The organism is Paraburkholderia acidiphila (assembly GCF_009789655.1).
Taxonomy (GTDB): Bacteria; Pseudomonadota; Gammaproteobacteria; order Burkholderiales; family Burkholderiaceae; genus Paraburkholderia; species Paraburkholderia acidiphila.
Window position 1 is genome coordinate 1,933,643 of record NZ_CP046910.1, and the last position, 24,351, is coordinate 1,957,993.

21 protein-coding genes are annotated in these 24,351 nt (G+C 65.9%); 4 read left to right on the forward strand and 17 right to left on the reverse strand.

What is annotated here, in order from left to right:
- Positions 1-44: 44 nt before the first annotated feature.
- Both FAZ97_RS23095 and FAZ97_RS23100 read right to left on the reverse strand, forming a co-directional pair.
- A complete protein-coding gene (locus FAZ97_RS23095) occupies positions 45-1,229 on the reverse strand; it encodes a thiolase family protein (protein ID WP_158761050.1) in 1,185 nt (394 codons plus the stop codon).
- A gap of 173 nt (positions 1,230-1,402) precedes the next feature.
- Positions 1,403-1,939: a carboxymuconolactone decarboxylase family protein gene (locus tag FAZ97_RS23100; protein WP_158760711.1), complete on the reverse strand. Its 537-nt coding sequence runs from the start codon at positions 1,937-1,939 to the stop codon at positions 1,403-1,405.
- A 149-nt stretch (positions 1,940-2,088) separates the two neighbouring features.
- On the opposite strand from FAZ97_RS23100, the gene FAZ97_RS23105 reads away from it, so the two are divergent.
- Positions 2,089-3,024 (forward strand): AraC family transcriptional regulator, encoded by a 936-nt coding sequence (locus tag FAZ97_RS23105; protein ID WP_158760712.1) that lies wholly within the window; start codon positions 2,089-2,091, stop codon positions 3,022-3,024.
- Between the two features lie 29 nt (positions 3,025-3,053).
- Here FAZ97_RS23105 and FAZ97_RS23110 read toward each other — a convergent pair whose 3' ends face one another.
- The 7 genes from FAZ97_RS23110 to FAZ97_RS23140 form a co-directional block, all read right to left on the reverse strand.
- The gene (locus tag FAZ97_RS23110) at positions 3,054-4,487 is read right to left on the reverse strand and encodes an efflux transporter outer membrane subunit (RefSeq protein WP_158761051.1); all 1,434 of its coding nucleotides are present in this window, start codon (positions 4,485-4,487) and stop codon (positions 3,054-3,056) included.
- A 47-nt stretch (positions 4,488-4,534) separates the two neighbouring features.
- Positions 4,535-6,121: a DHA2 family efflux MFS transporter permease subunit gene (locus FAZ97_RS23115; protein WP_158760713.1), complete on the reverse strand. Its 1,587-nt coding sequence runs from the start codon at positions 6,119-6,121 to the stop codon at positions 4,535-4,537.
- A 13-nt stretch (positions 6,122-6,134) separates the two neighbouring features.
- Positions 6,135-7,220, reverse strand: a complete 1,086-nt coding sequence (locus tag FAZ97_RS23120) for an HlyD family secretion protein (protein ID WP_158760714.1) — start codon at positions 7,218-7,220, stop codon at positions 6,135-6,137.
- An 89-nt stretch (positions 7,221-7,309) separates the two neighbouring features.
- Positions 7,310-7,735 (reverse strand): MarR family winged helix-turn-helix transcriptional regulator, encoded by a 426-nt coding sequence (locus FAZ97_RS23125; RefSeq protein ID WP_158760715.1) that lies wholly within the window; start codon positions 7,733-7,735, stop codon positions 7,310-7,312.
- A gap of 90 nt (positions 7,736-7,825) precedes the next feature.
- Positions 7,826-8,755 carry a LysR family transcriptional regulator gene (locus FAZ97_RS23130; protein WP_158761052.1) on the reverse strand — a complete coding sequence of 310 codons (930 nt, stop codon included), beginning with the start codon at positions 8,753-8,755 and terminating at the stop codon, positions 7,826-7,828.
- Between the two features lie 75 nt (positions 8,756-8,830).
- Positions 8,831-9,151, reverse strand: coding sequence for a helix-turn-helix domain-containing protein (locus FAZ97_RS23135; protein ID WP_158760716.1), 321 nt, complete (start codon positions 9,149-9,151; stop codon positions 8,831-8,833).
- An 11-nt stretch (positions 9,152-9,162) separates the two neighbouring features.
- The gene (locus FAZ97_RS23140) at positions 9,163-10,635 is read right to left on the reverse strand and encodes an aminotransferase-like domain-containing protein (protein ID WP_158760717.1); all 1,473 of its coding nucleotides are present in this window, start codon (positions 10,633-10,635) and stop codon (positions 9,163-9,165) included.
- A gap of 190 nt (positions 10,636-10,825) precedes the next feature.
- Here FAZ97_RS23140 and FAZ97_RS23145 point away from each other — a divergent pair, with 190 nt between their 5' ends.
- Positions 10,826-13,165: an FdhF/YdeP family oxidoreductase gene (locus FAZ97_RS23145; RefSeq protein ID WP_158760718.1), complete on the forward strand. Its 2,340-nt coding sequence runs from the start codon at positions 10,826-10,828 to the stop codon at positions 13,163-13,165.
- Between the two features lie 9 nt (positions 13,166-13,174).
- Here the strand turns inward: FAZ97_RS23145 and FAZ97_RS23150 are convergent, their stop codons facing one another.
- From FAZ97_RS23150 to FAZ97_RS23180, 7 genes are all read right to left on the reverse strand, one after another.
- Entirely contained in the window at positions 13,175-14,110 is a 936-nt protein-coding gene (locus tag FAZ97_RS23150; protein WP_158760719.1) for a phosphotransferase family protein, read from the reverse strand.
- A 199-nt stretch (positions 14,111-14,309) separates the two neighbouring features.
- On the reverse strand, positions 14,310-14,675 hold the full coding sequence (locus FAZ97_RS23155) for a response regulator (RefSeq protein ID WP_158760720.1): 366 nt from the start codon (positions 14,673-14,675) through the stop codon (positions 14,310-14,312).
- Positions 14,676-14,715: 40 nt separating this feature from the next.
- The gene (locus FAZ97_RS23160) at positions 14,716-15,702 is read right to left on the reverse strand and encodes a chemotaxis protein CheX (protein ID WP_158760721.1); all 987 of its coding nucleotides are present in this window, start codon (positions 15,700-15,702) and stop codon (positions 14,716-14,718) included.
- Positions 15,703-15,719: 17 nt separating this feature from the next.
- A complete protein-coding gene (locus FAZ97_RS23165) occupies positions 15,720-16,253 on the reverse strand; it encodes a hypothetical protein (protein WP_158760722.1) in 534 nt (177 codons plus the stop codon).
- On the reverse strand, positions 16,250-17,011 hold the full coding sequence (locus FAZ97_RS23170) for a methyl-accepting chemotaxis protein (protein ID WP_233271747.1): 762 nt from the start codon (positions 17,009-17,011) through the stop codon (positions 16,250-16,252). The genes FAZ97_RS23165 and FAZ97_RS23170 overlap by 4 nt, the downstream gene beginning before the upstream one ends.
- 3 nt (positions 17,012-17,014) lie before the next feature.
- Complete coding sequence (locus tag FAZ97_RS23175) at positions 17,015-19,372, reverse strand: HAMP domain-containing protein (protein WP_158760723.1); 2,358 nt, start codon at positions 19,370-19,372, stop codon at positions 17,015-17,017.
- 169 nt (positions 19,373-19,541) lie between these two features.
- Positions 19,542-20,459 carry a LysR family transcriptional regulator gene (locus FAZ97_RS23180; protein ID WP_158760724.1) on the reverse strand — a complete coding sequence of 306 codons (918 nt, stop codon included), beginning with the start codon at positions 20,457-20,459 and terminating at the stop codon, positions 19,542-19,544.
- A 166-nt stretch (positions 20,460-20,625) separates the two neighbouring features.
- Here FAZ97_RS23180 and FAZ97_RS23185 point away from each other — a divergent pair, with 166 nt between their 5' ends.
- Together FAZ97_RS23185 and FAZ97_RS23190 are read left to right on the forward strand one after the other, a co-directional pair.
- Complete coding sequence (locus FAZ97_RS23185) at positions 20,626-21,975, forward strand: MFS transporter (RefSeq protein WP_158760725.1); 1,350 nt, start codon at positions 20,626-20,628, stop codon at positions 21,973-21,975.
- Between the two features lie 125 nt (positions 21,976-22,100).
- On the forward strand, positions 22,101-23,642 hold the full coding sequence (locus tag FAZ97_RS23190; RefSeq protein WP_233271748.1) for a M81 family metallopeptidase: 1,542 nt from the start codon (positions 22,101-22,103) through the stop codon (positions 23,640-23,642).
- Positions 23,643-23,673: 31 nt separating this feature from the next.
- Here the strand turns inward: FAZ97_RS23190 and FAZ97_RS23195 are convergent, their stop codons facing one another.
- Entirely contained in the window at positions 23,674-24,333 is a 660-nt protein-coding gene (locus tag FAZ97_RS23195) for a GNAT family N-acetyltransferase (protein ID WP_325073240.1), read from the reverse strand.
- Positions 24,334-24,351 lie beyond the last annotated feature (18 nt).

The window sequence follows — 24,351 nt, forward strand, 5'->3', positions numbered from 1 at the left end:
CCCCGCCTGTATCCCAGTCCCATTCGCCTCACGTGGCCCGGCCATCATACTTTCTCGAGCGCGAGCGCGATACCCTGGCCGCCACCGATGCAAAGCGTCACGACGCCGCGACGCAGCCCGTCGCGTTGCATCGACCATGCAAGACGCGTGGTGAGAATCGCACCCGTCGCGCCGATCGGGTGACCATGCGCGATCGCGCCGCCTTCCACGTTCACGATGTCCTCGGGAATGCCGAGTTGCTTCATCACCGCGAGCGGCACCGCCGCGAATGCCTCGTTGATCTCGAAGCGATCGACATCGGCGAGCGACCAGCCTGCGCGCCCCAGCGCGAGTTGCACGGCGGGCACGGGGCCGAGGCCGAACATGCCGGGCTCCACCGCCGCCACGCCCCAAGCCACGAGCTTCACCATCGGCGAGAGGCCCTCGCTTTCAGCGAAGCCGCGCTCGGCCACGAGCATCGCGCTCGCCGCGCTGTTCAGGCCGGGCGCGTTGCCCGCCGTGATCGTGCCGTCCGGGCGAAACGCGGGACGCAGCTTCGCGAGCGCTTCGAGCGTCGTGTCGGGGCGCGGCGCTTCGTCGGTATCGATGCGCTCCATGCCCTTCTTGCCCTTCACTTCGACCGCGGCGATCTCTTCCTTGAAGCGTCCCGCCGCTTGTGCGGCGGCAAAGCGCTGCTGCGATCGCACGGCCCAGTTGTCCTGCTCGGCGCGCGTCAGTGCGGACTGCGTCACCAGGTCTTCCGTATGCCAGCCGGAATGCTGACCCGAAAACGCATCGACGAGACCGTCGCGCAACATGCTGTCGTGAATCTCGGCGTTGCCCATGCGATAGCCCCAGCGGCCGCCATCCAGCAGATAAGGCGCACGGTCCATGTTCTCCATGCCGCCGGCGAGCGCGACGTCGGCCAGACCCAGCATCACCTCTTGCGCGGCGCTCGCAATGGCTTGCGCGCCCGACCCGCACACGCGGTTGACCGTGAGCGCGGGCACCTGAACCGGCACGCCGCCGCCAAGCTCGGCCTGACGCGCGGGATTCATCTTGTTGCCCGCCTGGATCACGTTGCCGAGCACCACGGAGCCGAGCCGCGCGGGATCGAGCTTCGCGCGCGCGAGCGTTTCGCGCACCGCCGCCGCGCCTAGCTCCGTGGCGGGAACGCCCTTGAAGACACCATTGAAACCGCCAATTGCCGTACGCACCGGCTGGCACAAAACGATCTCACGCGAATTCAGCTTGCTCATGGACAACTCTCCTTTCGTGTGCGCTGTTCCACTTACATTCTATGTATGCATATGCACAGTTTCAAACGTTTTTGTGGAGCAAACGCTCGCGTGCGCGGGCACGATTGATGTCGTGTCACGCGCACGCGGGGTGGGTAAAACGGTTGCCGTTACGTCATGTCGGGTTACGGCGCAGCTGGAAAATCCATCGTCGTATCGTTGATGCGGTTCACGAGGTTCGTGAACGTAATCGACGTCACGGCGAGCGCGATTTCCACGATCTGACGCTCGGTATAACCGGCTTCGCGAATCGCGCTCACTTCCGCTTCAGGCAGGGTGCCGTGCGTGGTCACCAGCAGGCGCACGAAGTGCACGAGCGCGTCGCGCTTTGCGTCGCCGGTCGCGTCGCCTGCGCGCACCGCCTTCATCGTTTCCGGCGCGAGGCCCGCGAATTTGCCTGCCAGCGTGTGCGCCGCGAGACAGTAGTCACAACCCGCCACTTCGCTCACCGCGAGCTTGATCGCTTCGATATCGGGCTTCGACAGCGTGCCGGCGGCAATCACGCCTTCGACGTTGAGCAGCGCGCCCAGTGCTTCGGGGCTGTGCGTGCCGATCGTGGCGTACGCGTTGGGCACCTTGCCCACGGCCTTGCGGATCTTCGCAAAGATTTCGGCGGCGGCGCCGGTGGCGGCTTCGGGCTTGATGGCGGAAAGACGGGACATGGTTTGCTCCTTTAACGTTGCGTGGTCGCGAGCGGGTGTCTGTGTCGCGTTGCCATCGTCGATGGCATGGATGCAGTGTATGCGCGCAACGTTGTGCTTTTAATGCCAGAATGGCGCGACTTCATGCTCAATCGTCTCACTCGCCCACCATGGATCTGCTGAGCCGCCTTCTCGCGCTGATGCCCGTAGCCGGGCGCCTCGACGTGCGCTGCCATTTCGGCGCGCCCTGGCGCATCGATGACCCCGGTACGAAGGAGCGCGAGATCCGTTACCACGTGCTGGTTGCCGGGCGCGCCATCGTCGAGGACGCGCACGGCGCGCCCGTCGCGCTCCATGCCGGCGACATCGTGCTGTTTCCCTCGGGCAGCGCGCACGTGCTGCACGACGGCAGCGGCGCGGCGCCTGCCGCCGTCGCCAAGCGCGAGGAAAACGGCGTGACCGTCGAAACGAATACGGGCGATGGCGCCGCCGCCGACGTGCTGTGCGGCCGCTTCCTGTTGCCAGCCGTGCCGCAGCGGCTGCTGCGCGAGAATCTGCCTGCGCGCCTCGTCGTGCATAGCACGCGCGACGGCACGCAACCGCCCGAACGTCTCGTACGCCTGATCGCGCTGTTGCGCGACGAAGCGTATGAGGCGGCGCCGGGCAGCGAGTCGCTCGTGAACCATCTTTCGGGCGCGCTCTTCGGGCTCACGCTGCGCTATGCCAGCGCCGGCGACGCCCCGCCGCGCGGCCTGCTCGCGCTCGCGCAGCGCCCGCGCCTGCAACCCGCCATCGACGCCATGTTCGAAGCGCCCGGCAAGCCCTGGACGCTGCCCGAGCTGGCCGAGCTTTGCCACATGTCGCGCGCGACCTTCGCGCGGCACTTCGACGAGGCCATCGGCCGCTCGGCCGCCGACGTGCTCACCGATATCCGCATGACGCTCGCGGGCCGCATGCTCGCGCAAGGCAACGAGAGCGTGGCGGAGATCGGCGAATTCGTGGGCTACCAGTCGGACGCCGCGTTCCAGCGCGGCTTCAAGCGCCATGTGGGCATGACGCCCGCGCAGTGGCGCGCGCTGGCGCGCGAGGCGCCTTCCGGCGCTTGAGGTCGACGTCATGGCGCTGTGCGTGCCTTTCAGCCGCCGTGCGCGGGCGTATCCTGAGCGAGCACCACGTCCCCGCTCTGACTCCATCCGCCGCCGAGCGAGCGGTAGAGCGCCACCGCCGCGAGCGCGCGCTCGCGCTGCGCGTCGTTGAGCAGGTCCTGATCGGCGAGCAAGGTTTGCTGCGCGTTCAGCACGTCGAGAAAGTCAGTCGCGCCGCCCTTGTAAAGCTGGTTGGCCAGCTTGAGCGACTGCGCCGAAGAGGCCAGCGCGTCGTTCAACTGCTGCGTCTGCGTGGCCGTGCTCACGAGATCGCTGCGGCTGTCTTCCACCTCGCGCAACGCCTGCAGCATGGTCTGCCGAAGATTCAGCTGCGACTCGCGCATGCGGCTCTCGCTCTGATCGATGTCGGCCGTGATGCGCCCCGCGTTGAAGATCGGGCTCGTCGCGCCGATCGCCGCGCTGAAGAGGTTGTCGGTGAGCGTGGGCATGCCGAGGTAGGACGCCGCGAGAATGCCGTCCGTGAGATTGAGCGTGAACTTCGGATAGCGCTCGGCGCGTGCCACGCCCACTTCCGCCGCGCGTTGCTGGACGGTGGCGTAGGCGGCCTGCACGTCGGGGCGGCGCAGCAGCGCTTCGGAAGGCAGCATCTGCGGCACGCTCGCGGGCACGCCCGGAATGGGCGCGGTTTGCGCGAGCGCGAGCTGCGCCACGGACTCCGGCGTGCGCCCCGTATACACCGCGATCAGGTTCAACTGATGATCGATGCTGGCTTGCGCGCGCGGGATGCGTGCTTGCAGTTCGCTTAGCTGCGTTTGCGCGCGCGCGACGTCGAGTTGTGTCGAAAGACCGTATTTCAGGCGGTCTTGCGTGAGCAGCAACGTGCGCTTGCGAATCTCCAGGTTGTCCTGAAGGATCTTCAACTCGGCCTGTGCATAGCGCAGATCGACATACGCCGATGCCGTATCCGCCGCCAGCGCGAGACGCACGGCATCGAGCGCATGCTTCTGGCCCACGAGGTTCGCTTGCGCCGCAAGCAGATCGAGCCGCTCGCCGCCGAATACGTCGGGCGACCAGCTCAGCGCGAGCCCTGCGCCCGCCTGCTTCACGTAGCCGAGCGGCGGCGGCGTGTTCTGCCGCGCATAAGCGCCTTGTGCCGTGAAGTCGAGTTGCGGCAGCAACGCCGCGTGCTTTTGCGTGGTGATCGCTTGCGCCTGCTTCACGCGCTCGGCGGCGGCCTGCAAATCGAGGTTGCCTTCGAGCACCGTGGCGAGCAGCGCGTCGAGCGTCGGATCGCCGAACTGCGCCCACCAGGCGCGCGCTTCGATGGCGTCCTGCGGCGCGTCGATACGCCATGCCACAGGCGCCGTTTCGTGCACCGTGGCAGGCAGGTCGGGATGCTGCGCGGGCTGCACCGCGCAAGCGGCGAGTACGGCCGCCGAAAGCAAAGAGAGGACGAGGCGCATGGGCTTCGATAGGCGTTCAGGGGTTGTCGGGGTTGGCATGAAGCACCTCAATGGGCGTCGGGCGGCGGCGCACCCAGCGAAATCGGCTTTGAGAACGCCACGCTCGCAATGGCGAACAGGAAGCAAAGCGAGAGCACGAAGAACGTATCGGAGAACGTCATCACGAGCGCCTCGCGCAGAACCAGTGCATGCAGCTGTGCGAGCCCGGCTTCGGCGGCATCGATCGCATTGCCCGCCACGGACTGCCAGTACACGGTGCGGCCCGCCAGCAGCAACTGCACCTGCGGCGTGCCGCCGGTCACGCTCTCGTTCAGGCGCAAATAGTGAAAGTTGAGCCGGTCGTTGAGCATCGTGGCGCTAACGGCAATGCCGATCGCGCCGCCCAGATTGCGCATGAGATTGAACAGACCGCTCGCCGACTTGAGCCGCGAAGGCGGCAGCGAGCCAAGCGACATCGTGACGATGGGCGGAATGGCGAACTGCTGGCCAATGCCGCGCAGCGCCTGCGGCAGGAGAAACTGCTGCCAGCCCCAGTCGTGCGTGAGCGGCACATACAGGTAGCAGCCAAGCCCGAAGAGGACCAGTCCGAACAGCATCAGCGCGCGCATGCTGAAATAGCGCGTAGCGAAGGCATACACGCCAAGCGCGAGCAGCTGGAACACGCCCACCGAAAGCAGCGACAAGCCGATTTGCAGCGAGCTGTAGCCGCGCACTTCCGCGAGAAAGAGCGGCGTGAGATACACCGCCACGAAAATGCCGATGCCCGTGACAAACGAGAGCAGGCTCCCAATGCCGAAGTTGCGCACGAGCAGCGCGCGCAGATCGACGATCGGGTCCCTGGCCGTAAGCGCATGCACGATGAAGAGAAAGCCGCAGATCGCCGAGATCCACGCACAGGCAACGATCACGTCGTCGCCGAACCAGTTCTTGCGCGGGCCTTCTTCGAGCACGTATTCGAGGCAGCCGAGAAAGCCGCACATGAGCACGATGCCGAGATAATCGCCGCGCTTGAGAAGCGAAAGATCGGGCTTGTCGATATTCACGTATTTGGGCACCAGCGCCGCTACCGCAATGCCCGGCACGAGGTTCAGATAGAAGAGCCAATGCCACGACCATTGATCGGTGATCCAGCCGCCGATCACGGGCCCGAGCGTGGGCGCAAGCGATGCGAGCGCGCCGATGGTTGTTGAGGCAACGATACGCTGCTTGCCAGGAAAGAGCACGAAGGCCGTGGTGAACACGGTGGGGATCATCGCCGCGCCGAGCGCGCCTTGCAGGCCGCGAAACAGGATCATCGAGTTGATGTCCCAGGCAAGGCCGCACAGCATGCTCGTGATGGTGAAGCCCACTGCGGAGGCCACGAACAGCCAGCGCGTGGAGAACACCTTCGAGAGCCAGCCCGACATGGGGATCACCATGATCTCGGCGATCAGATACGCCGTTTGCACCCACGAAAGCTCGTCCTGGCTCGCGGACAGACCGCCGCCGATATCGCGCAGCGACGAAGCGACGATCTGGATGTCGAGCGTGGCCATGAAGAAGCCGATGCACATCAGCGCGAAGGCGAAGGCGCGTTGCGCCATCGGCTGGAGATGAGGATTGACCGTCGGGTCGGCGCTGGTATTGGCGTTCATCGCTGTGGCCTCTTCAGTGCGCTTCGGACAGATGCACCTTCACGGTCGCCGAAAGACCGGGCCGCAGCGCGCCTTCCAGGCCCGCCGGCGTATTGGCGTCGATGCGGATGCGCACCGGCACGCGCTGCACGATCTTCGTGAAGTTGCCCGTGGCGTTCTCGGGCGGCAGCACGCTGAAGGTCGCGCCCGTGGCGGGAGCGAGGCTTTCCACCGTGCCGTGCAACGTGCCGCTGGCTGCGTCGAGCGTCACGTCGGCGCGATCGCCCGCGTGCATTTTCTTCAACTGGTCTTCCTTGAAGTTCGCGTCCACCCACAGACCCGTGGCAGGCACCACGGTCAGCAGCGGCGCACCCACGTTGGCAAGCGTGCCCACGCGCGCCGTGCGGTTGCCGATGTAGCCGTCCACAGGCGCTGTCAGCGTCGTGTATTCGACGTTCAGTTGTGCCAACCGCTGATTGGCTTCGGCGGTCGCGACACGCGCTTGCGCATCGTTGATCTGCGCGGCCAGCACGTCGAGCTGGCGTTGCGCGGCCAGCACCGCCGCGCCGCTTTGCGCAACCGAGGCCTGGGCTTTCGCGTAGTCGGAATCCGCACGCTCGACCAGCTGGTTCGATACCGCGTCGTCCTTCACCAGTTCGCGGTAACGCGTCTGGTCCTGAGCGCTGCGCGTGAGTTCCGCGTTCGACGCGCGCACTTCGGCCTGATGCTGGTTGATCACCGCTTCCTGCAACGTGCGCTTCGCCTGCAGTTCGGCGACTGCGGCGCGCGCGCTCCCCAGCTCCGCGTTGGCCTGGGCGAGCTTCGCGTCGTAGTCGCGCGAGTCGAGGCGCAGCAGCACCTGGCCCGCGTGCACGCGCTGGTTGTCCTGCACGGGAATGTCCGCGACGAAACCGCTCACACGCGGCGCCATCACGGTGACGTTGCCGCCCACGTAGGCGTCGTCGGTGGTCTCGACGAAACGCAGCACAAAGAACCAGTAGCCGGCGGCGGCCGCCAGCACGAGCGCGACCGCGCCTAGCGCGAGACGCATGCGCGAGAGGCGCGCACGCTCTCTCGTCTGCGCCGGCTCGACTACAACGGAAGTGGAAGGACTCGACATGACGTTTACCTGTGCATATACACTACTGAAGATAAGAAAAACGCCGCGGTATGAAGAAACGCGACGCAACCCGCAAACCCGCTGCAACGTTAAACAGCCCGTGTGATGCGAAACAGCTCGCGCCGCAGCCACGCGGCGCGTTGTGCGCCAAAGCGGCGCTCGAATTCGTCCTGCGCGGCGCGCCAGTGTTCATGCGCCGCGTCGAGCCGCGAACGGCCCGCTTGCGTAAGCGCGAGCCGGCGGCGGCGCTCGCCCAGGTCCGGCGCATCGGCCACGAGCGCGCCGCGCAAGAGCGGCCGCAAGGCCCGCACGAGCGTGGTGCGCTCCATCACCATCGAGCGGCCGAGTTCCGCCATCGTGAGGCTCGACGCCCGGCCGAGCGCGCCGAGTATGCTGAACTGCGTGGGCGTGAGCCCCGCCGCGCTCAGGTGCCGCTCGTAAAGCTGCGACAGATGCCGCGCGGCCTGGCGTACGGCAAAGCAGTCGTCGTGCTCGGGTGACTGATAGATGTGCATATGCACAGCGTAGTCGCCAATCGCGCCCCGAACAAGCCTTACGCGCGGCAGCACATTATGGTCGCGGCGACAACAATCGCGGCGAAGCTTTCAGATTGCCTTCGCCTCGGCGGGCGCTTCTTGCGCCACGTCGTCGAAAAATGCCGTGGCGTGGTCGATGAACGCGCGCACCTTTGCCGGCAGCAGCGTGCGCGTGGTGTAGGCGAGGCGGATCTCGATCTGCATGTCGACGATCGGAAACGCGTCGAGCACCGTCACGAGCGTGCCCGCCGCAAGCTCCTCCCTCACGAGCGCGGTGGGAAGGATGCCGATGCCGAACCCTTCCAGCACCATCTCGCGGTTGAACTCGGGGTTGTTCGAGGCGATTTCATGATGCAGCGGCACGACGACTTCCTCGTCGCCTACGCGAAACACGATCGTGGGCTTGCGCATGGAGGGCGGCATCGGCACGAACAGATGGTCGGCGAGGTCGGCGGGATGCTTCGGCGTGCCGTGCGCTTCGAGATACGCGGGCGTCGTGACGAGCGCAAGCGGTATGCGCTCCAGCAGCCGCGTGACGGTCGATTCGTTGTTGAGCATGAACGGCAGCACGAGGCCGAGATCGTAGCCGTCCGCGATGAGATCGACGGGGCGCTCGGTGAGGATCACGTCGAGCGTCACCTTGGGATGCGCGCGCTTGAAGCTGGCGATGAGCGGCACGAGGCGATTGACGGTGGCCGTCGTGTGCGCGACCAGGCGCAGCACGCCATTCGCTTCGCGCGTTTGCACGGTGGCGTCGGCCTCCAGCGCGTCGAGGTCGTCGAGCACGCGGCAGCAGCCTTCGTAAAAGCGCTCGGCCGCCTCGGTAAGCGACACCGCGCGCGTGCTGCGATGAAAGAGCCGGCTGCCAAGGCGCTTTTCGAGGCGCGCGATGGCGCGCGAAACGACGGGCGTGGTGAGGCTGTGCATGTCCGCGGCGCGCGTGAAGCTGCGCGCCTCGACGACGGAGCGGAAGATCCGCAGGCTGTCGATATAGTCCATGGTCGTGAGGTGGATGACGTTGGCGTAGCTTAACACCGGCAAACGCGGGCCATTCGCGCATGCCAACGGCTGGCGCTACGCTTCGCCCTCGCCGAACACCTCCGCGCAAAACGCGCGTCCCTCATCGGACAAACTCGCCGTGCCGGTCCCATCTTCGGCCTGCGTCGTCACCACGAGGCCGCTGTCCACGAGCGCCGTCAATTGTCTGCGCAATCCGCTCATCGGCACGCCGGCCTGCTTCGAGAGTTTCGCGAGCGACCACGCGCGGCCCTGGCGCTCAGGCTGGCCGTGTTTCTCGCACTCGGCGCGCCACAACTGCTCGAGCACGGCAATCAGCACCGGGTCGACGCCCGCCTCGTCTGCGTCGGTGTCTTCGCGCTCTTCGTCTGCGTTCATCGTCTGTCTCCTCATGCCATCTTCGCGGCCATTTCGCCTAGCGTCTTCAGCGCGGCTTCGGTCTGCGCGTTCCATGGGTAGCTGTAGTTCAGCCGGATGTAGTGGTGATACTCGTTGCGCATCGAGAACATGTAGCCAGGCCCGATGGTAATGCCTTGCGCGAGCGCCGCCTGATAAAGCCGCATCGAATCGACGCGCGGCGGCAGTTCCACCCACAGCACGTAGCCGCCTTGCGGCTCCGAGGTGCGCGTGCCCGCCGGAAAGAAGCGCTCCACCATCGCCCGCATGAGCCGCGCCTGTTGCCGGTAAAAGCGCCGCACGCGGCGCAGGTGCCGGTCGTAGCCATCGTGGCGCAAGTAGTCGGCCAGCGCCACCTGGGGAACCGAGGGGGTCGTGAGCGTGTTGAGGAACTTGAGCTTTTCGACCTGCGCGCGGTAGCGCCCCGGCAGCGCCCAGCCAATGCGGTACGAGGCCGACAGGCTCTTCGAAAACGAGGCGCAATGCAGCACCAGGCCGCGCGTGTCGAACTGCTTGAGCGTGGAAGGCCGCGTTTGCCCGAAGTACAGCTCCTGATAGACGTCGTTCTCGATCACGGGCAAATCGTGCGCTTCGGCAAGCGCCACGAGCCGCGCCTTGTTCGCGTCGGGCATGCGAAAGCCGAGCGGATTCTGGAAGTTCGGCATCACCATGCAGGCCGCCACCTTCTGGCGCGCGAGCACGCGCTCCAGCGCGTCGAGGTCGATGCCGGTATCGGCGTGCGTGCTCACTTCGATCGCGCGCATGCCCAGGCGCTCGATGGCGTGCAGCATCGCGTAGTAGGTGGGCGATTCGACGGCCACCGTGTCGCCGGGCCTCGCCACCGCCTGCAGACTCAGGTTGATCGCCTCGGTCGCGCCCACGGTAATGACGATTTCCTCGGGATCGACGCTCACGCCGTTTTCGGCATAGCGCCGCGCGATCTGGCGGATCAGCTCGGGATTGCCGGGCGGCAGGTCGTCGATGAGGTTCCAGCTCGCGTGGCGGCGCGCGATGGCATTGGCGTACTGGTTGATGCGCCGCCAGGGGAACAGCGCGGGGTCGGGGTACGGCGAGCCGAGCGGCACGGCATCCTGCGCGCCGATGCTGCGCAGCGTGGAGAGCACGAGCCGGCTCACGTCCACGTTGGCGGGCACGGGTTGCCTGGGCGCGCTCGCACGGCGCGGTTTGCCCGCAGACAGCGCGTTTTTCTCCTGTGAGCCTTGTGCGCCCGCCGCGCCGCGCCCTTGCGGCGCGCCCACGCGCGCGCGCACGAAATACCCCGATTGCGGCCGCGACTCGATCACGCTGCGGCTTTCCAGCAGCGCATAGGCGCGCAGCACGGTCTTGATGCTCACGCCGTGCTGCTGGCTCGCGCGGCGCACGGAAAGAATGCGCTCGCCGGGGCCGAACACGCCGCGGCGCACGGCGGCTTCGATATCGTCGGCGAGTTGCTCGTAGCGGGTCACGTTCAGGTTAGGTCCAGGCTGGCGGAAGGGAGTCTGGCCACGCGCGCGGCCGATCCCGGCAAGTCTATGACAAAACGCCGCAACTGTACCCCTTGCTTTTCGGTTTTTCTGTGATCTCCGGGGGCACAGGAACACAGTAGCCTTGAGTCATCGGGCAGACCGCCCTCGAAACCGAAAAGCCAACCGCATCATGAAGAAGCCGCAAGGTCGCATCGAGCCGTATCACCACCCCGCCGCTGGCTGGGGCGCGCTCAAGCAGGTCGCCATCAACCTCATCAAGGAGAAGGTGACGGGCGGCAATTACCGCACGCTGCTCAAGCAGAACCAGCCCGACGGCTTCGACTGCCCCGGTTGCGCATGGCCCGATCGCGAGCACGCGTCCACGTTCGAATTCTGCGAAAACGGCGTGAAGGCGGTGGCGGCGGAGGCGACCAGCAAGCGCGTGACGCCCCAGTTCTTCCAGGAGCACACCGTTAGCGAGTTGATGGCGCAATCGGACTATGAGCTTGAGCAGCATGGCCGCCTGACCGACCCGCTCGTCTACGACGCGCTGCAGGACCGTTACGTGCCGATCGAGTGGAACGACGCGTTCAAGCTGATCGCGAAGCACCTGAACGCGCTTGACGACCCGAACCGCGCCGCGTTCTACACCTCGGGTCGCGCGAGCAACGAGGCCGCGTTCCTCTACCAGCTGTTCGTGCGCATGTACGGCACGAACAACTTCCCCGACTGCTCGAACATGTGCCACGAGGCCACGAGCCGCGGCCTGCCGGGCACGGTCGGCATCGGCAAGGGCACGGTCACGCTCGACGACTTCGAGCACGCCGACACGCTGCTCATCTTCGGCCAGAACCCCGCGACGAACCATCCGCGCATGCTCGGCGAGCTGCGCGAATGCGCGAAGCGCGGCGCGACCATCGTCTCGATCAATCCGTTGAAAGAGCGCGGGCTGGAGCGCTTCGCGAGCCCGCAGCACACGCTCGACATGCTCTCGCCCAAGGGCGTGCAGATCAGCTCCGTGTTCATCCGCCCGCGCGTGGGCGGCGACTTCGCGCTCATCAAGGGCGTGGCCAAGCGCGTGATCGAACTCGACGACGAAGCGCTGGTGAACGGCACCGAACGCGTGCTCGACGCCGATTTCATTGCCGAGCATACGGTTGGCTTCGACGCCTTTGCCGCCGACTTGCGCGCGGAATCTTGGGACACGATCTTGGCCGAAGCGGGTGTGCCGATCGAAGAAGTGCTCAAGCTCGCCGATATCTATGTAAAGGGCCGGGCCGTGATCTCGACGTGGGGCATGGGCCTCACGCAGCACAAGAACTCGGTGGCGACGATCCAGTTGCTTTCGAACCTCATGATGATGCGCGGGAATATTGGCCGCCGTGGCGCGGGCCTGTGCCCCGTGCGCGGCCATTCGAACGTGCAGGGCGACCGCACGGTCGGCATCGAGGAAAAGCCCACGCAGGCGTTTCTCGACCGCCTCGGCAAGGCCTATGACTTCGAGCCGCCGCGCGAGCACGGCTATGACGTTGTCGAAACCATCCACGCGATGCTCGAAGGCCACGTGAAGGTGTTCATCGGTCTTGGCGGCAATTTTTCGATTGCCACGCCCGACACGCCGCGCACATGGGAAGCAATGCGCGCGTGCGCACTCACGGTGCATGTGACCACGAAGCTCAACCGCAGCCATCTGGTGCACGGCCACGACGCGCTCATTCTGCCCACGCTCGGCCGCACCGAGATCGACCTGCAAAACGGCGTGCCGCAAGGCGTGAGCGTCGAGGACTCGATGAGCATGGTGCACATCTCGTACGGCATGAACCGCCCCGCTTCGACGAACCTGCTTTCGGAAATCGCCATCGTCGCGCGCATGGCGCACGCCACGCTCGGCAGCGACAAGGTGGACTGGCTCGACCTCGCCGCCGACTACGCGAAGATCCGCGACGGCATCGAGCAGGTCTTCGACGGCTTCGAGAACTACAACGAGCGCCTGAAACACCCGGGCGGCTTCCACCTGGGGGTGGCCTCGCGCGACCGCGTATGGAAAACGCCTAGCAACAAGGCGCAGTTCGTCGTGCACGCCATCGCACTCGATACGCCCATCCACCGCGCGCGCGCCGAGCATGGTTCGCGGCTCATGACGCTCATGACCACGCGCTCTCACGATCAGTACAACACGACGATCTATGGTCTCGACGACCGTTATCGCGGCGTGTATGGCCTGCGCCGCGTGCTGTTCGCGAACCGCGAGGACATGGCGATGCTCGGCTTCGAGCCAGGCCAGCACGTGGACATCACGAGCGTGTGGGACGACGGCGTGGAGCGCCACGTCGAAGACTTCATGCTCGTGGAATACGACATTCCGCGCGGCTGCCTCGGCGCGTACTATCCCGAGACCAATCCGCTCGTGCCGCTCTCTTCTATCGCCGACGGCGCGGGCACGCCGACTTCGAAGTCGATTCCGGTGCTGCTGAGCCCGGCGAAGGTGGACGTATCGGCATCGGCCGACGCTGAACTCGCGGCAGCCTGAAAGACCGCCCTAGGCGGCTCCTTCGGCCATCGCAAGGAGCCGCTCGACGACCGGCACGAGCGCCTGGACCCGCTCGGCATCGCCCGCATCATGCGCGATGGAGAGAAAGCCCGTAGCCCAAAGCGAGGCATAGAAGAACGTTGCGCGCATCTGCACACCCTGCGGCATCCAGCAGTGCAGCAGCGCCTCGCCATAGGCCCGCCCCGCCTCGCCTACGTCGGCTTCAAGATGAGCCAGCGTGACGCCAAGGACCATCAGCGGGTCGCCATAGCAAACGGAATCGAAATCAATCAGGCCGCTTATTTCGCCATCCTGAACAAGGATGTTCTTGATTGTCAGATCGTGCAGAAAGCAGACCGGCGCGAGCGCGGCGAAATAGTCTTCGAGCGAGGCGCGCAACAGCCCGAGGCGCCCGCGGCAACGGTCGAGCGGCGTGGCGTCGGGGCGCTCGCGCATCTCGACGTGAACCTGGTGCGGCGCGGGCTGGCCAAAGATATCGGTCCAGCGCGTGTGATTGCGGTGTGCGCCGAAGCGCGAGACCCAACCGAACCCGCCATTCGCCGGCGTCTCGCGCGCGGCAACGCGGTGCTGGAAATCTGTCACGGTCGCGGCGATCCGAGCCGCCTGTGCGCCGCTCAGTTCCGGCAATACGTAATAAAGGTCGCGCCCAGGCAGCCAGTCAAGCACGATAAAGGCCGCACCTTTGGGCGTCGCCCCTTGCGCAAGCACCGTCTGCACGGGCAAACCCAGTTCGCGCAGCACGCCGAGATTCTCGCCCGTGTGCACGAATGCCCGCGCATGCGCGCTGATTCGCAGTACGCGAGAACTGCCATCCGGCATGCGCGCGCGATACACTTCGTTGCCACTTTGCGAGAGTTGCCACTGACGTTCCAGTGAGAGCGGCGGCGCGCCTAGCGCGCGCTGCGCCCACAACGGAACAGCCAAGCTTGCGATCGCCTGCGATTCGCCCATCTTCCGACCGCTCCGTACATAGGGGACGGCGGATTAGAGCAGCGCGACCAGGCAGCAACAATGGGTAATGTATTGGGGTTTTTAACGCCGTAACATTCGCGGCTTTGCGCTCGGCAAAATGCGCCGCCGCTGTTAGGGAATGTAATGCCGTGAAATGCAGCGCCGCAAGAAATCAGTTAGCCAGCTTACGGAACGTTTCCAGCACCGCTTCACCCTTGAAAGGCTTCACGATCCAGCCGCGCACGCCCGCCACCTTGCCGCGCTCCTTCATCGCGGGGCTGCTTTCCGTGGTCAGCATCACCACGTTCACGGCCGTATTCGCCAGTTCGCTACGAATTTTCTCGACCATCGTGAGGCCGTCCATGTTCGGCATGTTCACGTCGCTCACCACGAGCTTCACGCCCGGGTTCGAGCGCAGCTTCGCGAGGCCGTCCTTGCCGTCCACCGCCGTGTCCACGTCGAGGCCGTTTTTGCGCAGAAAGCCGGCCACTTCGTCGCGCACCGTGCTCGAATCGTCCACCACCAGAATCTTTGCCATGCTGTTCATCTCCTTCGCGCCGCGTATGGCGCGTCTTTGATCAAAATAATTCGAGTTCGCCGCTGGCCTGCTCTTCAACAGCGGCAGCCGCGGCCTGCGCAGCCGTCTCGTCAAACCCTTCGCGCGACCAGCCGAGGCTGAACACGAAGCGTTGGTCTATCACCACTTCGCGGCCCGTATTCGGGCACGTGAGCCGGTACTTGATGCACAACTGCGGATTGTCGGAGCCAAACGACAAATAGCGCCGCCGGTGATTGATGAGCAGCGGCACCTGCACCTGCGCGCGGCCCCAGCCTGCTTCGTCGGCAGCGCGCGCGTTGCCCAGATAGCGGTTGCGAAACGCCCCCCACACGAGATTCGTGAGTTCGGCGAGCACGCCGTTCACGTCGCGGAAGTCGCTCGCTTCGTCGCGGCCCGCGCGCGGCGGCAGCAGTTCGATCAGCGGCGTCTCTTCGGTCTGCATCAGGAGCCAGCCGCGGCACCATGCCGTCTCGATCGGAATCAGCGTCAGCACTTCGCCGAAGATGATGCGGTCGCGCACGATGCTCGGCGTGTCCCAGTTCACTTCGAGGTCTGGAAACAGGCCGCGCAGGCGCCCGAGCGTCATGTCGGTGATGCCGTCCACGAGCGGGTCCGGGTAGTCGTGCGAGAACACGTGCGCTTCGAGCGCCGCGACCAGCGTTTCCGGCGCGCTTTCGTACCAGCTTGCGCGCGGCAAGCGGCGCAATGGTTCGGGCAACGCATCGCTGTGCGCGTTTGCTGCGCGCCGCAACATGACCGGCAGTTCGGGGCGCTCGGCCTGGAGCGCGACGGCCACCGCCGCTGCCGCTTCGAACGTGCCGCCGAAGTCCTCGCCGAGCAGCACGCCGCCCAGATCGTAGTGCGTCTTCAGCGCCGCCGAGAGCGCTTCGCGCCGCACCGGTACGCACACGCAATCGTGCCCCGCTGCCGTTTGCGCAATCGCCTCGGCACGCGCCGTATCGCTTTCCAGCAGCAACAGCTTGCTGACTGGCTTGTTCGCGTTCATGGTTCCTTTCTCTGCCTTCAAAACAATTCGAGTTCACCCGCGCTGTCGCGCGCTTCAACGGCGGCGGTGCTCGCCACGAAATCGAGCGGCGCCTGCGTGCATACGCACAGCGTGGCGCCGAGCCGCACGTCGTGATCGATCGTGAGCGCGTACGACTGCACGTAATCCGGCTTCAATTCGCGCAGATACGGCAGGCAGCCGCTGCTGAGCGCATAGGGCGTGGACATGCCGAGGTCGGGAAAATGCTCGACCAGTTGCTGGTTCATCGCCCCGCAGCACAGGTTGCCGAACTCCATGAAGCATTCGGTGAGCCCGCGTGCGGCATCGCCGACGTAATAGCGCTGCGTGCACTCGTCGTCTTCGAAGTGCAGGAGCAAGAGCAGGCGAAACTGCATCGACGAAATCGTCAGGACGACCAGGTGCTCGCCTTGGGGCGCCTCACCCACGCGAGGCTCGATTTCGCAGCTGTGCTGGGCGTCGGTCACGAGACGCATGCGCGCAGCCGCGAAAAAAATCCGCTCGATGCTGTCCTTCGCGTGCGTGCCGATCATGCGTGCGCCCCGGCGCGCGTCGCTTCAAGCTGGTGATGCAACTGTTGCGACGAAGCTTCCACGCTCGCGAGCGTCGCGGCGATCATCTTGCCGCCCGCCTGGATGTCCTGGAACGTCGCGGCCGTGATCAGGTCGTTGCGGTTCAGGCTGTCGCGATAGCTCTTCGACAGTTCCTGCGAGCGCGTGGCGAGCGAGCGCACCTCGCCCGCCACGATCGAGAAGCCGCGCCCGGCCGCGCCCGCGCGCGCCGCTTCGATCGAAGCGTTGAGCGAGACGATGAGCACATGGCTCACGATCGACGACAGCTCCTGGTTCTTCTTGTGCATGTCGTTGTTCTGCGCCATCAGCGAGATCATCTGCTCGTGCCAGCGCTCGAACGTCGACGACATGAGCTTCAGGCGCGAGGCCTCGCTCGCAATACGCGCCGCGTGCTGCATCGCGTCGTCACGCTGCGCGCGCTCGCTGGCGAGCGCCGCTTCGAGTGCGTCGGCCACGGAGCGGCGCTGTGCGAGTTCCGCGCGCAACGACTCGATCTGCGCGGTCAAGTCGGCGTGTTCACGCGCCGCGTCTTCCTGCTGAGCCGTGTGGTGCGCTTGCGCCTGTGCAAGCGCACCCGCGTGCGCCGCTTCCTGCGCACGCGCCGCGTTCGCCGCCAGCATTTGCGCGCGCTTGTGCCACACCGCGACCACGCCGGCCGCCAGCGCAACGATAGCCGCGCCTTCAATCAAATACGGTAAGACCACTGCCACCCCCGCCATGCGCTAACCCGCCAGCGCTTCCTCTTGCTTTGCTTGCGATGCATCCGCCATCTTCACTGCCCACTGCTGCGGCAAACGCACGACGGTCTGGAAATGCCGGTAATCGCTGCCCGCGCGCTCGTCGGTGAAACGCAGTTCGATTGCACCGCCCTCGCGTTCGAGGAAATCGCGCACCGCGTCCATGCCCACGCCACGGCCCGAGACTTCGGTCACGTTCGTGGCCGTCGAAAAGCCGGGGCGGAAAATGAACGCCGCGATTGCCTCGTCGCTCACCGCTTCGTACGCCTGAAGCCAGCCGCGCTCCACCGCAATGCTGCGAATGCGCGCGAGCGCGAGGCCGCGGCCGTCGTCGGCGAGCGTCATGTGCAGCGCGCCGTTCTGCACGTTCACGTCGATATCGATGTGGCCCGGCTCGTCCTTGCCAACCGCGCGGCGTTGCGCCGGCATTTCAATGCCGTGGTCGAGCGAGTTGCGCAGCAGGTGCATGAATACGTTCTTCACCGTGCCGGCAGCCTCGCTGCGCAGGCGATAGCCGTTGTCCTCGATCTTCACCACCGGTTCGACCTTGCCGAGTTCCTGAGCGAGCGAGGGCAGCGAACCGGTCACGCCCGCGAGCGCATCGGCCACTCGCTCGGTGCCGATCGTGCGCAGCGTGGCGCGCAGTTCGGCGCGCATCGCGCGAAGTGCGGGCAGGTCGTTGTCGTCGGTGCGATCGACGATGCGCAGCGTCTGCTCGATCGCTTCGCGCGTGACGGTGAGGCCCGGCGCGCCGGCCGCACGCGTGCCGCGCCCAAGGCTCACCTCGTTGATGTTCGAATAGTGCTCGAGCGCCGACTTCACACGCTCCAGATCGGCGATCAGCGCCTGCTGGTCCCACGTGTGGCTCGTATCTTCGCGGCGCAGCGCGTCGTAGCGCTGCTCGACCTCGTGCACCACGCCCGTGAGATGCTGCAGGCTGTACGTGCGCGCGTTGCCCTTGATCGTGTGCATGTTGCGGAACAGCGCGGCAATCGCGCCCGTATCCGCGCAGTCGTGCTGGCGAATGATGTGCTCGTTTTCGTGAATGAAGCTGGTCGAGCTGTCGACGAAATGCTGGAACTTCTCCTCGCTCACCGCGAGAATTTCGCCGATCATTTCGAGGCGGCGCTTTTGTTCGCCGGCTTCGGCCGCGAGTTCGCGCAGTTCCGTCACGTCGCGCACGCACAGCATGAGGCGCACGACCACGTCGTTTTCGTCGGTGATCGCCGACCAGCTCAAGTCGAGCACCTTCGCGCGGCCATCGGGCAGCGTGCGGGTGATTTCATTCACGAGCAGATGCTGGTTGAACGCGAAGTTCACGTCGTCTTCGCCAAGACATGCGTGCACGGCGGCGTCGATCTGCGAAAGCGTGTCGGCGTCGAGATCCGTATGCGAGAACACGAGGTCCATGAGCGAGCGGCCCGCAATCTCGTTCGTTTCGAAGATTGCCTCCAGATACGCCGAATATTCGTTGTGAATCGTCGCGCCTTCGACCACCGTGAGAATGCCCTGCTGCATGTTCTGCAGCATCGCCTGAATGTCGGCGGTCTTGCGTTTGAGCTGCGCGGAGCTGTGCTGGATCTTCTCGATCATGCCGTTGAAGGCGACGATCGAATGACCGATTTCGTCCATGCGGCCCACGGGCACGCGGCGCGTGAAGTCCTGGCTCGACGCGATCTCGCTCATCATGGCCTGCATGCGCGAGAGCGGGCGCGTGATCTGGCGGTACAGCAACGCGCCGATCAGCGTAAGCAGCACAATCGCGCCGCCCGTCACGCCGGCGATTGCGCTCGTCGTGGTGTCGAGCGCGCTGTTGAGCGTGCGGATCGCTTCATCCTTCTGGCGGTTCTTTTCCACGCGCATCGTCGTGACGATGCCTTCGAGTTCGTCGCGATACTGCGCGACGTTCGCGAAAAGATAGGCCTGCGCGAGTTCGTTCTTGCCGCTCGCCTTCATCTTCGCGGTGTCGTCGATCGCGGAGAAGTAGTTCGCGAGGCTTTCCTGCGCCTGCGAGACGAGGCCTTCCTGCGCGTGGCTCGCAGCCGCCTTGCGCTGCACGTCGAGCGCGGCGCGCAGCGCGGCTTCCTTGTCCTTGAGTTCGTTCTGCGCGAGCGAGGCAACCGTGGCGTCGGGTGCGTAGACGAGCGTCATGGTGGCGAGCTGCACGTCTTTCACGAGCGCCACGAGGTCGGATGATGCGAGGGCGCTCGGCACGACGCCCTGGGTAACCAGGCGAACGTCGGTGGCGCTGCGGCGGGCCTGCCAGGCCGCGTAGCCGCCGATGGCGGACAACGCGACGAACATCAGGACGATGAGTAGCGTGATGCGGTGACGAATGGTCATGTCGAAATCCCCGGGCCTACGTCGCGCCGGCCGCGCTATGGTTGCGCGGCTCGGGACACGTTGGCCAATTTATTCGCGGTGGATTATCGACGCTTAGGTATGACGAAATGATGACTTACGCATAATTCGGCCGATCGCGCCGTGCGTGACATGCCGCGTGACGCGCCACTCACACGCGTTCGCGAAATGCGCTGAGGCTCGCCATCATCCATTGCAGCAGTTCTTGCGCGGCCGCGGATAAAGGCCGCCCCGCACGCACCAGCATGCGCGCCTTCGCAGATTGAAAGAGCGGGTGCGCGACCGGCAGCGCAACGAGTTCGCCCGAGCCGATTTCGTTCATGGCCGCAAAGGGCCCCATGAGCGTGATGCCGTCGCCCTTCTTTGCGAAGTGCTTGAGCACCGTGAGCGAGTTGGTGGTAAGCGTGGCGTTCAGGTGCACGTTGTCGGCATAGGCGAGCATCTGCACGATCTGCCCGAGCCCATAGCTCGGCGGCATCACCGCGAGCGGATAGCGCGCCAGGTCCTCCACGCGAACGGGCTGGGTGCGCCGCGCGAGCGCATGCGCCGGATTCGCCAGCACCACGACGGGTTGTGGCGCGCTCGCGCAGTATTCGATATGCGGATGCGCCGGCGGGTTGTAGGCGAGCCCGATATGCGCGCGCCCCTCCACCACATCGCCGACCACGTCATTGACTGGCAGCACGTCGACGCCGACGTCGAGCCGCGGATAGCGCTCGCAGAACGCCGTGAGCACCTCGTCCATCAGGCCGTCCACGTAGCCTTCGCTCGTCGCGATGCGGACCTGCCCCTGCTGCAGTCCCTGCAAGGCCTGGAGATGCCGCTCGAACTGCTCCTGCTGCGCCTGGCAGCCGCGCCAGTACTCCACGAGATGCTGCGCAGCCTCGGTAGGCACGACGCCGCGCGCGCGACGCTCGAACAGCGGCGCGCCGATCTCCTCTTCGAGCAAGCGGATCTGCCTCGTGATGACGGAGGCCGCCGTGTTCAGGTTGTCCGCGGCGCCCCGGATCGAGCCCTGCGTGAGCACTTCATGAAAGTAGCGCAGGCGGCGCTGGTTGATCTCCCGCATGGCGTCGTCCTTACCCCTCGTTCTAGCGTTGCCCAAAAGGCAACTTTACGTAACTTCGGTTGCTCTTGCTTGCATTTTATTGACTGCCGACGATGATCTGGCCGCATTACCCAGCCGCACGCACCCCAGCAAGGCAGCCCACAGTCCAACTCAAAGGAGTCTGTCCGTGTCCACCGCCCCCACGAAACCGGCCGCCCCCCGCGAGGCCGCCCTTGCGTCCCTGTACGGCCGCCTGAACTGGCGCATCCTGCCGTTTCTGTTGATCTGCTATCTGTTCGCCTGTCTCGACCGGCTCAACATCGGCTTCGCAAAGCTGCAGATGCAGAGCGACCTCGGGCTTTCCGACGCCGTGTACGGCCTCGGCGCCGGCATCTTCTTTCTCGGTTACGTGCTCTTCGAAATACCGAGCAACCTGCTGCTGCCGAAGATCGGCGCGCGCCGCACGATCGCGCGCATTCTCGTGCTATGGGGCCTCACCTCGGCCGCGATGATGTTCGTGCGCGACGTCCCCACCTTCTACGGCCTGCGCTTTCTGCTGGGCGTATTCGAAGCGGGCTTCGCGCCGGGCATGATCTTCTATCTGACGTACTGGTACGGCGAGGCGCGCATGGCGCGCGCCATCGCCATCGTGATGACGGCAGGGCCGCTTTCGGGCGTGGTGGGCGGCCCGCTATCGGGGTGGGCCATGACGGCGTTCCACGGCACGCTCGGTCTGGCGGGCTGGCAGTGGATGTTCCTCATCGAAGGGCTGCCGTGCGTCGTGCTGGGCGTGCTCGCGTGGTTCGTGCTGGCCGACCGTCCCGATACCGCACGCTGGCTCTCGCCGGAAGAACGCGCGATGCTGCAAACGCAGGTGCACGCGCCGGCCCACACAGGGCATCAATCGTTCGCCAGCGTGGCCGCCGACCCGCGCATCTACCTGATGGCCGCGGCCTACTTCTGCGTGATCTGCGGGATCTATGCCGTCAACTTCTGGCTACCGAGTATCCTCAAGGCCGACGGCGTGACCGACACGATGCGTATCGGCCTTTACTCGATGATCCCCTATCTCGCCGCCGTGATCGGCATGGTGATCGTGGGCCGCAGCTCCGACCGCCGTGGCGAGCGCCGCTGGCACAGCGCGCTACCCGCGCTTGCAGGCGGCGTGAGCCTCGCCATCGCGACGATGGCGGGCGGCAACCTCGTCGCCTCGCTGCTCTTCATGACGATCGCGACGCTCATGATGTGGGCCGCCTATACCGTGTTCTGGGCGATTCCTTCGGAGTACCTGAAAGGCGACGTGGCCGCGGGCGGCATCGCGCTCATCAACACGATCGGCCTGCTGGGCGGCTTCCTGAGCCCGACGATCATCGGCTTCGCGACGTCCGCGACCGGCTCGCTGCACGCGGGGCTCTACGTAATGGTGGCGCTGCTCGTGATCGGCGCGGGCCTGCTGATGGCGATCCGCGTGCCGCGTAGCCATGCATCGCCGCGCAACGCGAGCAGCGACGCATTCGCCACGGCGAACCAGCCCTGAGCGACCTGTGGGCGGCACGCCGCCGCCCGCGACCCGCCTGCTTCTCGAACACACCTTGGGCCTGAGCGCCCCGGGTGCGCCAACCGCACGCACCCACGCGCGCGTGTGCCAAACGGAGACGACACTTGTCGACCAGCACTGCAACGACCCAACCACCACAAGCGCCGCGCACCGTCCTGATTGCCGGCTTTCAGCACGAGACCAACACCTTCGCACCCTCAAGGGCGACGTATGCGAATTTCGAGCGCGGCGAAGGCCATCCTGCCTTGCCGCGCGGCGACGCGCTCCTCGCGCTGCGTGACGTGAACTTGCCGATTGGCGGTTTCATCCGCGCAGCCGAAGCCGCGAACTGGCGTCTCGTGCCCGTGGTGTGGGCTGGCGCGAGCCCTTCCGCGCACGTGAGCGCCGACGCCTACGAGCGCATTGCCGGCGAGATCGTCGCGGCCGTGCAGCGCGGCGGCTTCGACGCGGTCTACCTCGACCTGCACGGCGCGATGGTGAGCGAAGCCTTCGACGACGGCGAAGGCGAACTGCTCGCCCGGGTGCGCCGCGCGGTGGGCCCCAGGCTTCCGGTGGTGGCCTCGCTCGACCTGCATGCGAACATAACGGAGCAAATGCTTTCGAACGCCGACGCGCTGGTCGCCTATCGCACCTACCCGCACGTCGACATGGCCGCCACTGGCGAGCGCGCGGCGACGCTGCTGCAAGCGCTGTTCGAACGCGCGAAGCCTTTCGCAAAAGCCGCGCGCCGCCTGCCCTTTCTCATTCCGATCAACGGCATGTGCACGCTGCTCGAACCCTCGCGCTCGATGTATGCGCTGCTGGGCGAGCTCGAACGCGGCGCGGTGCACTCGCTCTCGTTCGCGCCGGGCTTTCCGGCCGCCGACTTTCCCGAGTGCGGCCCGGTGATCTGGGGCCACGGCGACGAGGCGAACGCGGTGGAAGCCGCGGTCGCGCAACTCTACGATCGCATGCTGCGCGACGAGGCGCGCTGGCAAGTGCCGTTCCTCGCACCCGACGACGCTGTAAGCGAAGCGCTTCGCCTCGCCGCCGACCCACGGGCGCAGGGCCCCGTGGTGATCGCGGACACGCAGGACAACCCCGGCGCCGGCGCCGACTCGAACACGGCTGGCATGCTGCGGGCACTCGTGGAGGCGAACGCACAGGACGCCGCGCTCGGCCTGTTCTTCGACCCAGAGGCGGCGGCGCGCGCGCATGTTGTGGGCGTGGGCGCGACACTCGACCTCACGCTGGGCGGCGAAAGCGGCACGCCTGGCGACGAGCCGTTCACGGGCCGCTTCGAGGTGATTGCGCTTTCGGAGGGCAGTTGCCGCTACGACGGCCCGATGATGCACGGCATGCAGGTGGAGCTTGGGCCGGTGGCGTGCCTGCGCATTGGCGGCGTGCATGTGGCCGTGAGTTCGACGAAGGCGCAGATGCTGGACCGCAATCTGTACCGCGTGGCCGGGATCGAGCCCGAACGCATGAAGATTCTCGTGAACAAGAGCTCGGTGCATTTCCGCGCGGACTTCGAGCCGATCGCACACGCGGTGCTGGTGGCGAAGGCCCCCGGCCCCATGACCGCCGACCCTGCTGACCTGCCCTGGCGGCGCCTGAAGCCGGGCATCCGGCTGCGGCCGCACGGGCCGGCGTTCGTGGCGCCGTGACCGCGCCGCCCGGCGCGAGGATCGAAGCGGTTCAATCAGGCACGGCGGGATCGTCGAGGAAGAGGACCATCAGTTCGTCGTCGATGTACTCGCCGTTCACGCACAGGCCGCGCGGCTCGACGCCATAGCGCACGAAGCCGCACGAGCGGTAGAGCGCCTGGGCGCGGGGGTTCTGCGCGCTCACGACGAGCTGGACCTGCAGCACGCCGATCGAGCGCGCATGATTGACCGCGCTTTCCATCAACTTCTTTGCGATCCCGCCTCCCCGTCGCGCGGGATCGACAAACACGCCCCAGATCAGCGCCTTGTGAGCGAGTTTTTGGCGCACCTCGCGCAGTAATCCAACAATGCCGACGAGCGCATCACCGTCGAACGCCGCAAAAACGATCTGTTCGCCGGTGACACGAATACGCGCCTCATTTTGTGCGCGGGTCAGTTGCGCGATCTCGTGGACCGTCGACGCGATGCCTTGCGGGTCGTTCTCCGCCGCGCGCAAACGCATGGATTGAAACGCCTCGGCGTCCTCTTCGTTCAACGGGCGAATCGTTGCATTCGTCGCATTCGTTGGCTTCGTTTCGTTCATGTGCAGTGCCTGGCAATAACGGGGAATGACTCGAGCGATCCGAGCAAGCCTATCACGTCCCCCGCCGTTCTCGCCTTGCGCTAATATGGGACGCTCGCGTCGCATCATGCGCGCAGCATCACTTCA

Excerpts from the sequence above, each read along its gene's own strand:
- FAZ97_RS23105 (WP_158760712.1), top strand. The coding sequence starts at position 2,089 with ATGGATCTGCTGAGCCGCCTTCTCGCGCTGATGCCCGTAGCCGGGCGC.
- FAZ97_RS23115 (WP_158760713.1), bottom strand. The coding sequence starts at position 6,121 with ATGAACGCCAATACCAGCGCCGACCCGACGGTCAATCCTCATCTCCAG.
- FAZ97_RS23100 (WP_158760711.1), bottom strand. The coding sequence starts at position 1,939 with ATGTCCCGTCTTTCCGCCATCAAGCCCGAAGCCGCCACCGGCGCCGCC.
- FAZ97_RS23175 (WP_158760723.1), bottom strand. The coding sequence starts at position 19,372 with ATGACCATTCGTCACCGCATCACGCTACTCATCGTCCTGATGTTCGTC.
- FAZ97_RS23160 (WP_158760721.1), bottom strand. The coding sequence starts at position 15,702 with ATGAACGCGAACAAGCCAGTCAGCAAGCTGTTGCTGCTGGAAAGCGAT.
- FAZ97_RS23195 (WP_325073240.1), bottom strand. The coding sequence starts at position 24,333 with ATGATGCGACGCGAGCGTCCCATATTAGCGCAAGGCGAGAACGGCGGG.
- FAZ97_RS23165 (WP_158760722.1), bottom strand. The coding sequence starts at position 16,253 with ATGATCGGCACGCACGCGAAGGACAGCATCGAGCGGATTTTTTTCGCG.
- FAZ97_RS23120 (WP_158760714.1), bottom strand. The coding sequence starts at position 7,220 with ATGTCGAGTCCTTCCACTTCCGTTGTAGTCGAGCCGGCGCAGACGAGA.
- FAZ97_RS23170 (WP_233271747.1), bottom strand. The coding sequence starts at position 17,011 with ATGGCGGGGGTGGCAGTGGTCTTACCGTATTTGATTGAAGGCGCGGCT.
- FAZ97_RS23145 (WP_158760718.1), top strand. The coding sequence starts at position 10,826 with ATGAAGAAGCCGCAAGGTCGCATCGAGCCGTATCACCACCCCGCCGCT.
- FAZ97_RS23180 (WP_158760724.1), bottom strand. The coding sequence starts at position 20,459 with ATGCGGGAGATCAACCAGCGCCGCCTGCGCTACTTTCATGAAGTGCTC.
- FAZ97_RS23155 (WP_158760720.1), bottom strand. The coding sequence starts at position 14,675 with ATGGCAAAGATTCTGGTGGTGGACGATTCGAGCACGGTGCGCGACGAA.
- FAZ97_RS23110 (WP_158761051.1), bottom strand. The coding sequence starts at position 4,487 with ATGCGCCTCGTCCTCTCTTTGCTTTCGGCGGCCGTACTCGCCGCTTGC.
- FAZ97_RS23135 (WP_158760716.1), bottom strand. The coding sequence starts at position 9,151 with ATGAACGCAGACGAAGAGCGCGAAGACACCGACGCAGACGAGGCGGGC.
- FAZ97_RS23130 (WP_158761052.1), bottom strand. The coding sequence starts at position 8,755 with ATGGACTATATCGACAGCCTGCGGATCTTCCGCTCCGTCGTCGAGGCG.
- FAZ97_RS23125 (WP_158760715.1), bottom strand. The coding sequence starts at position 7,735 with ATGCACATCTATCAGTCACCCGAGCACGACGACTGCTTTGCCGTACGC.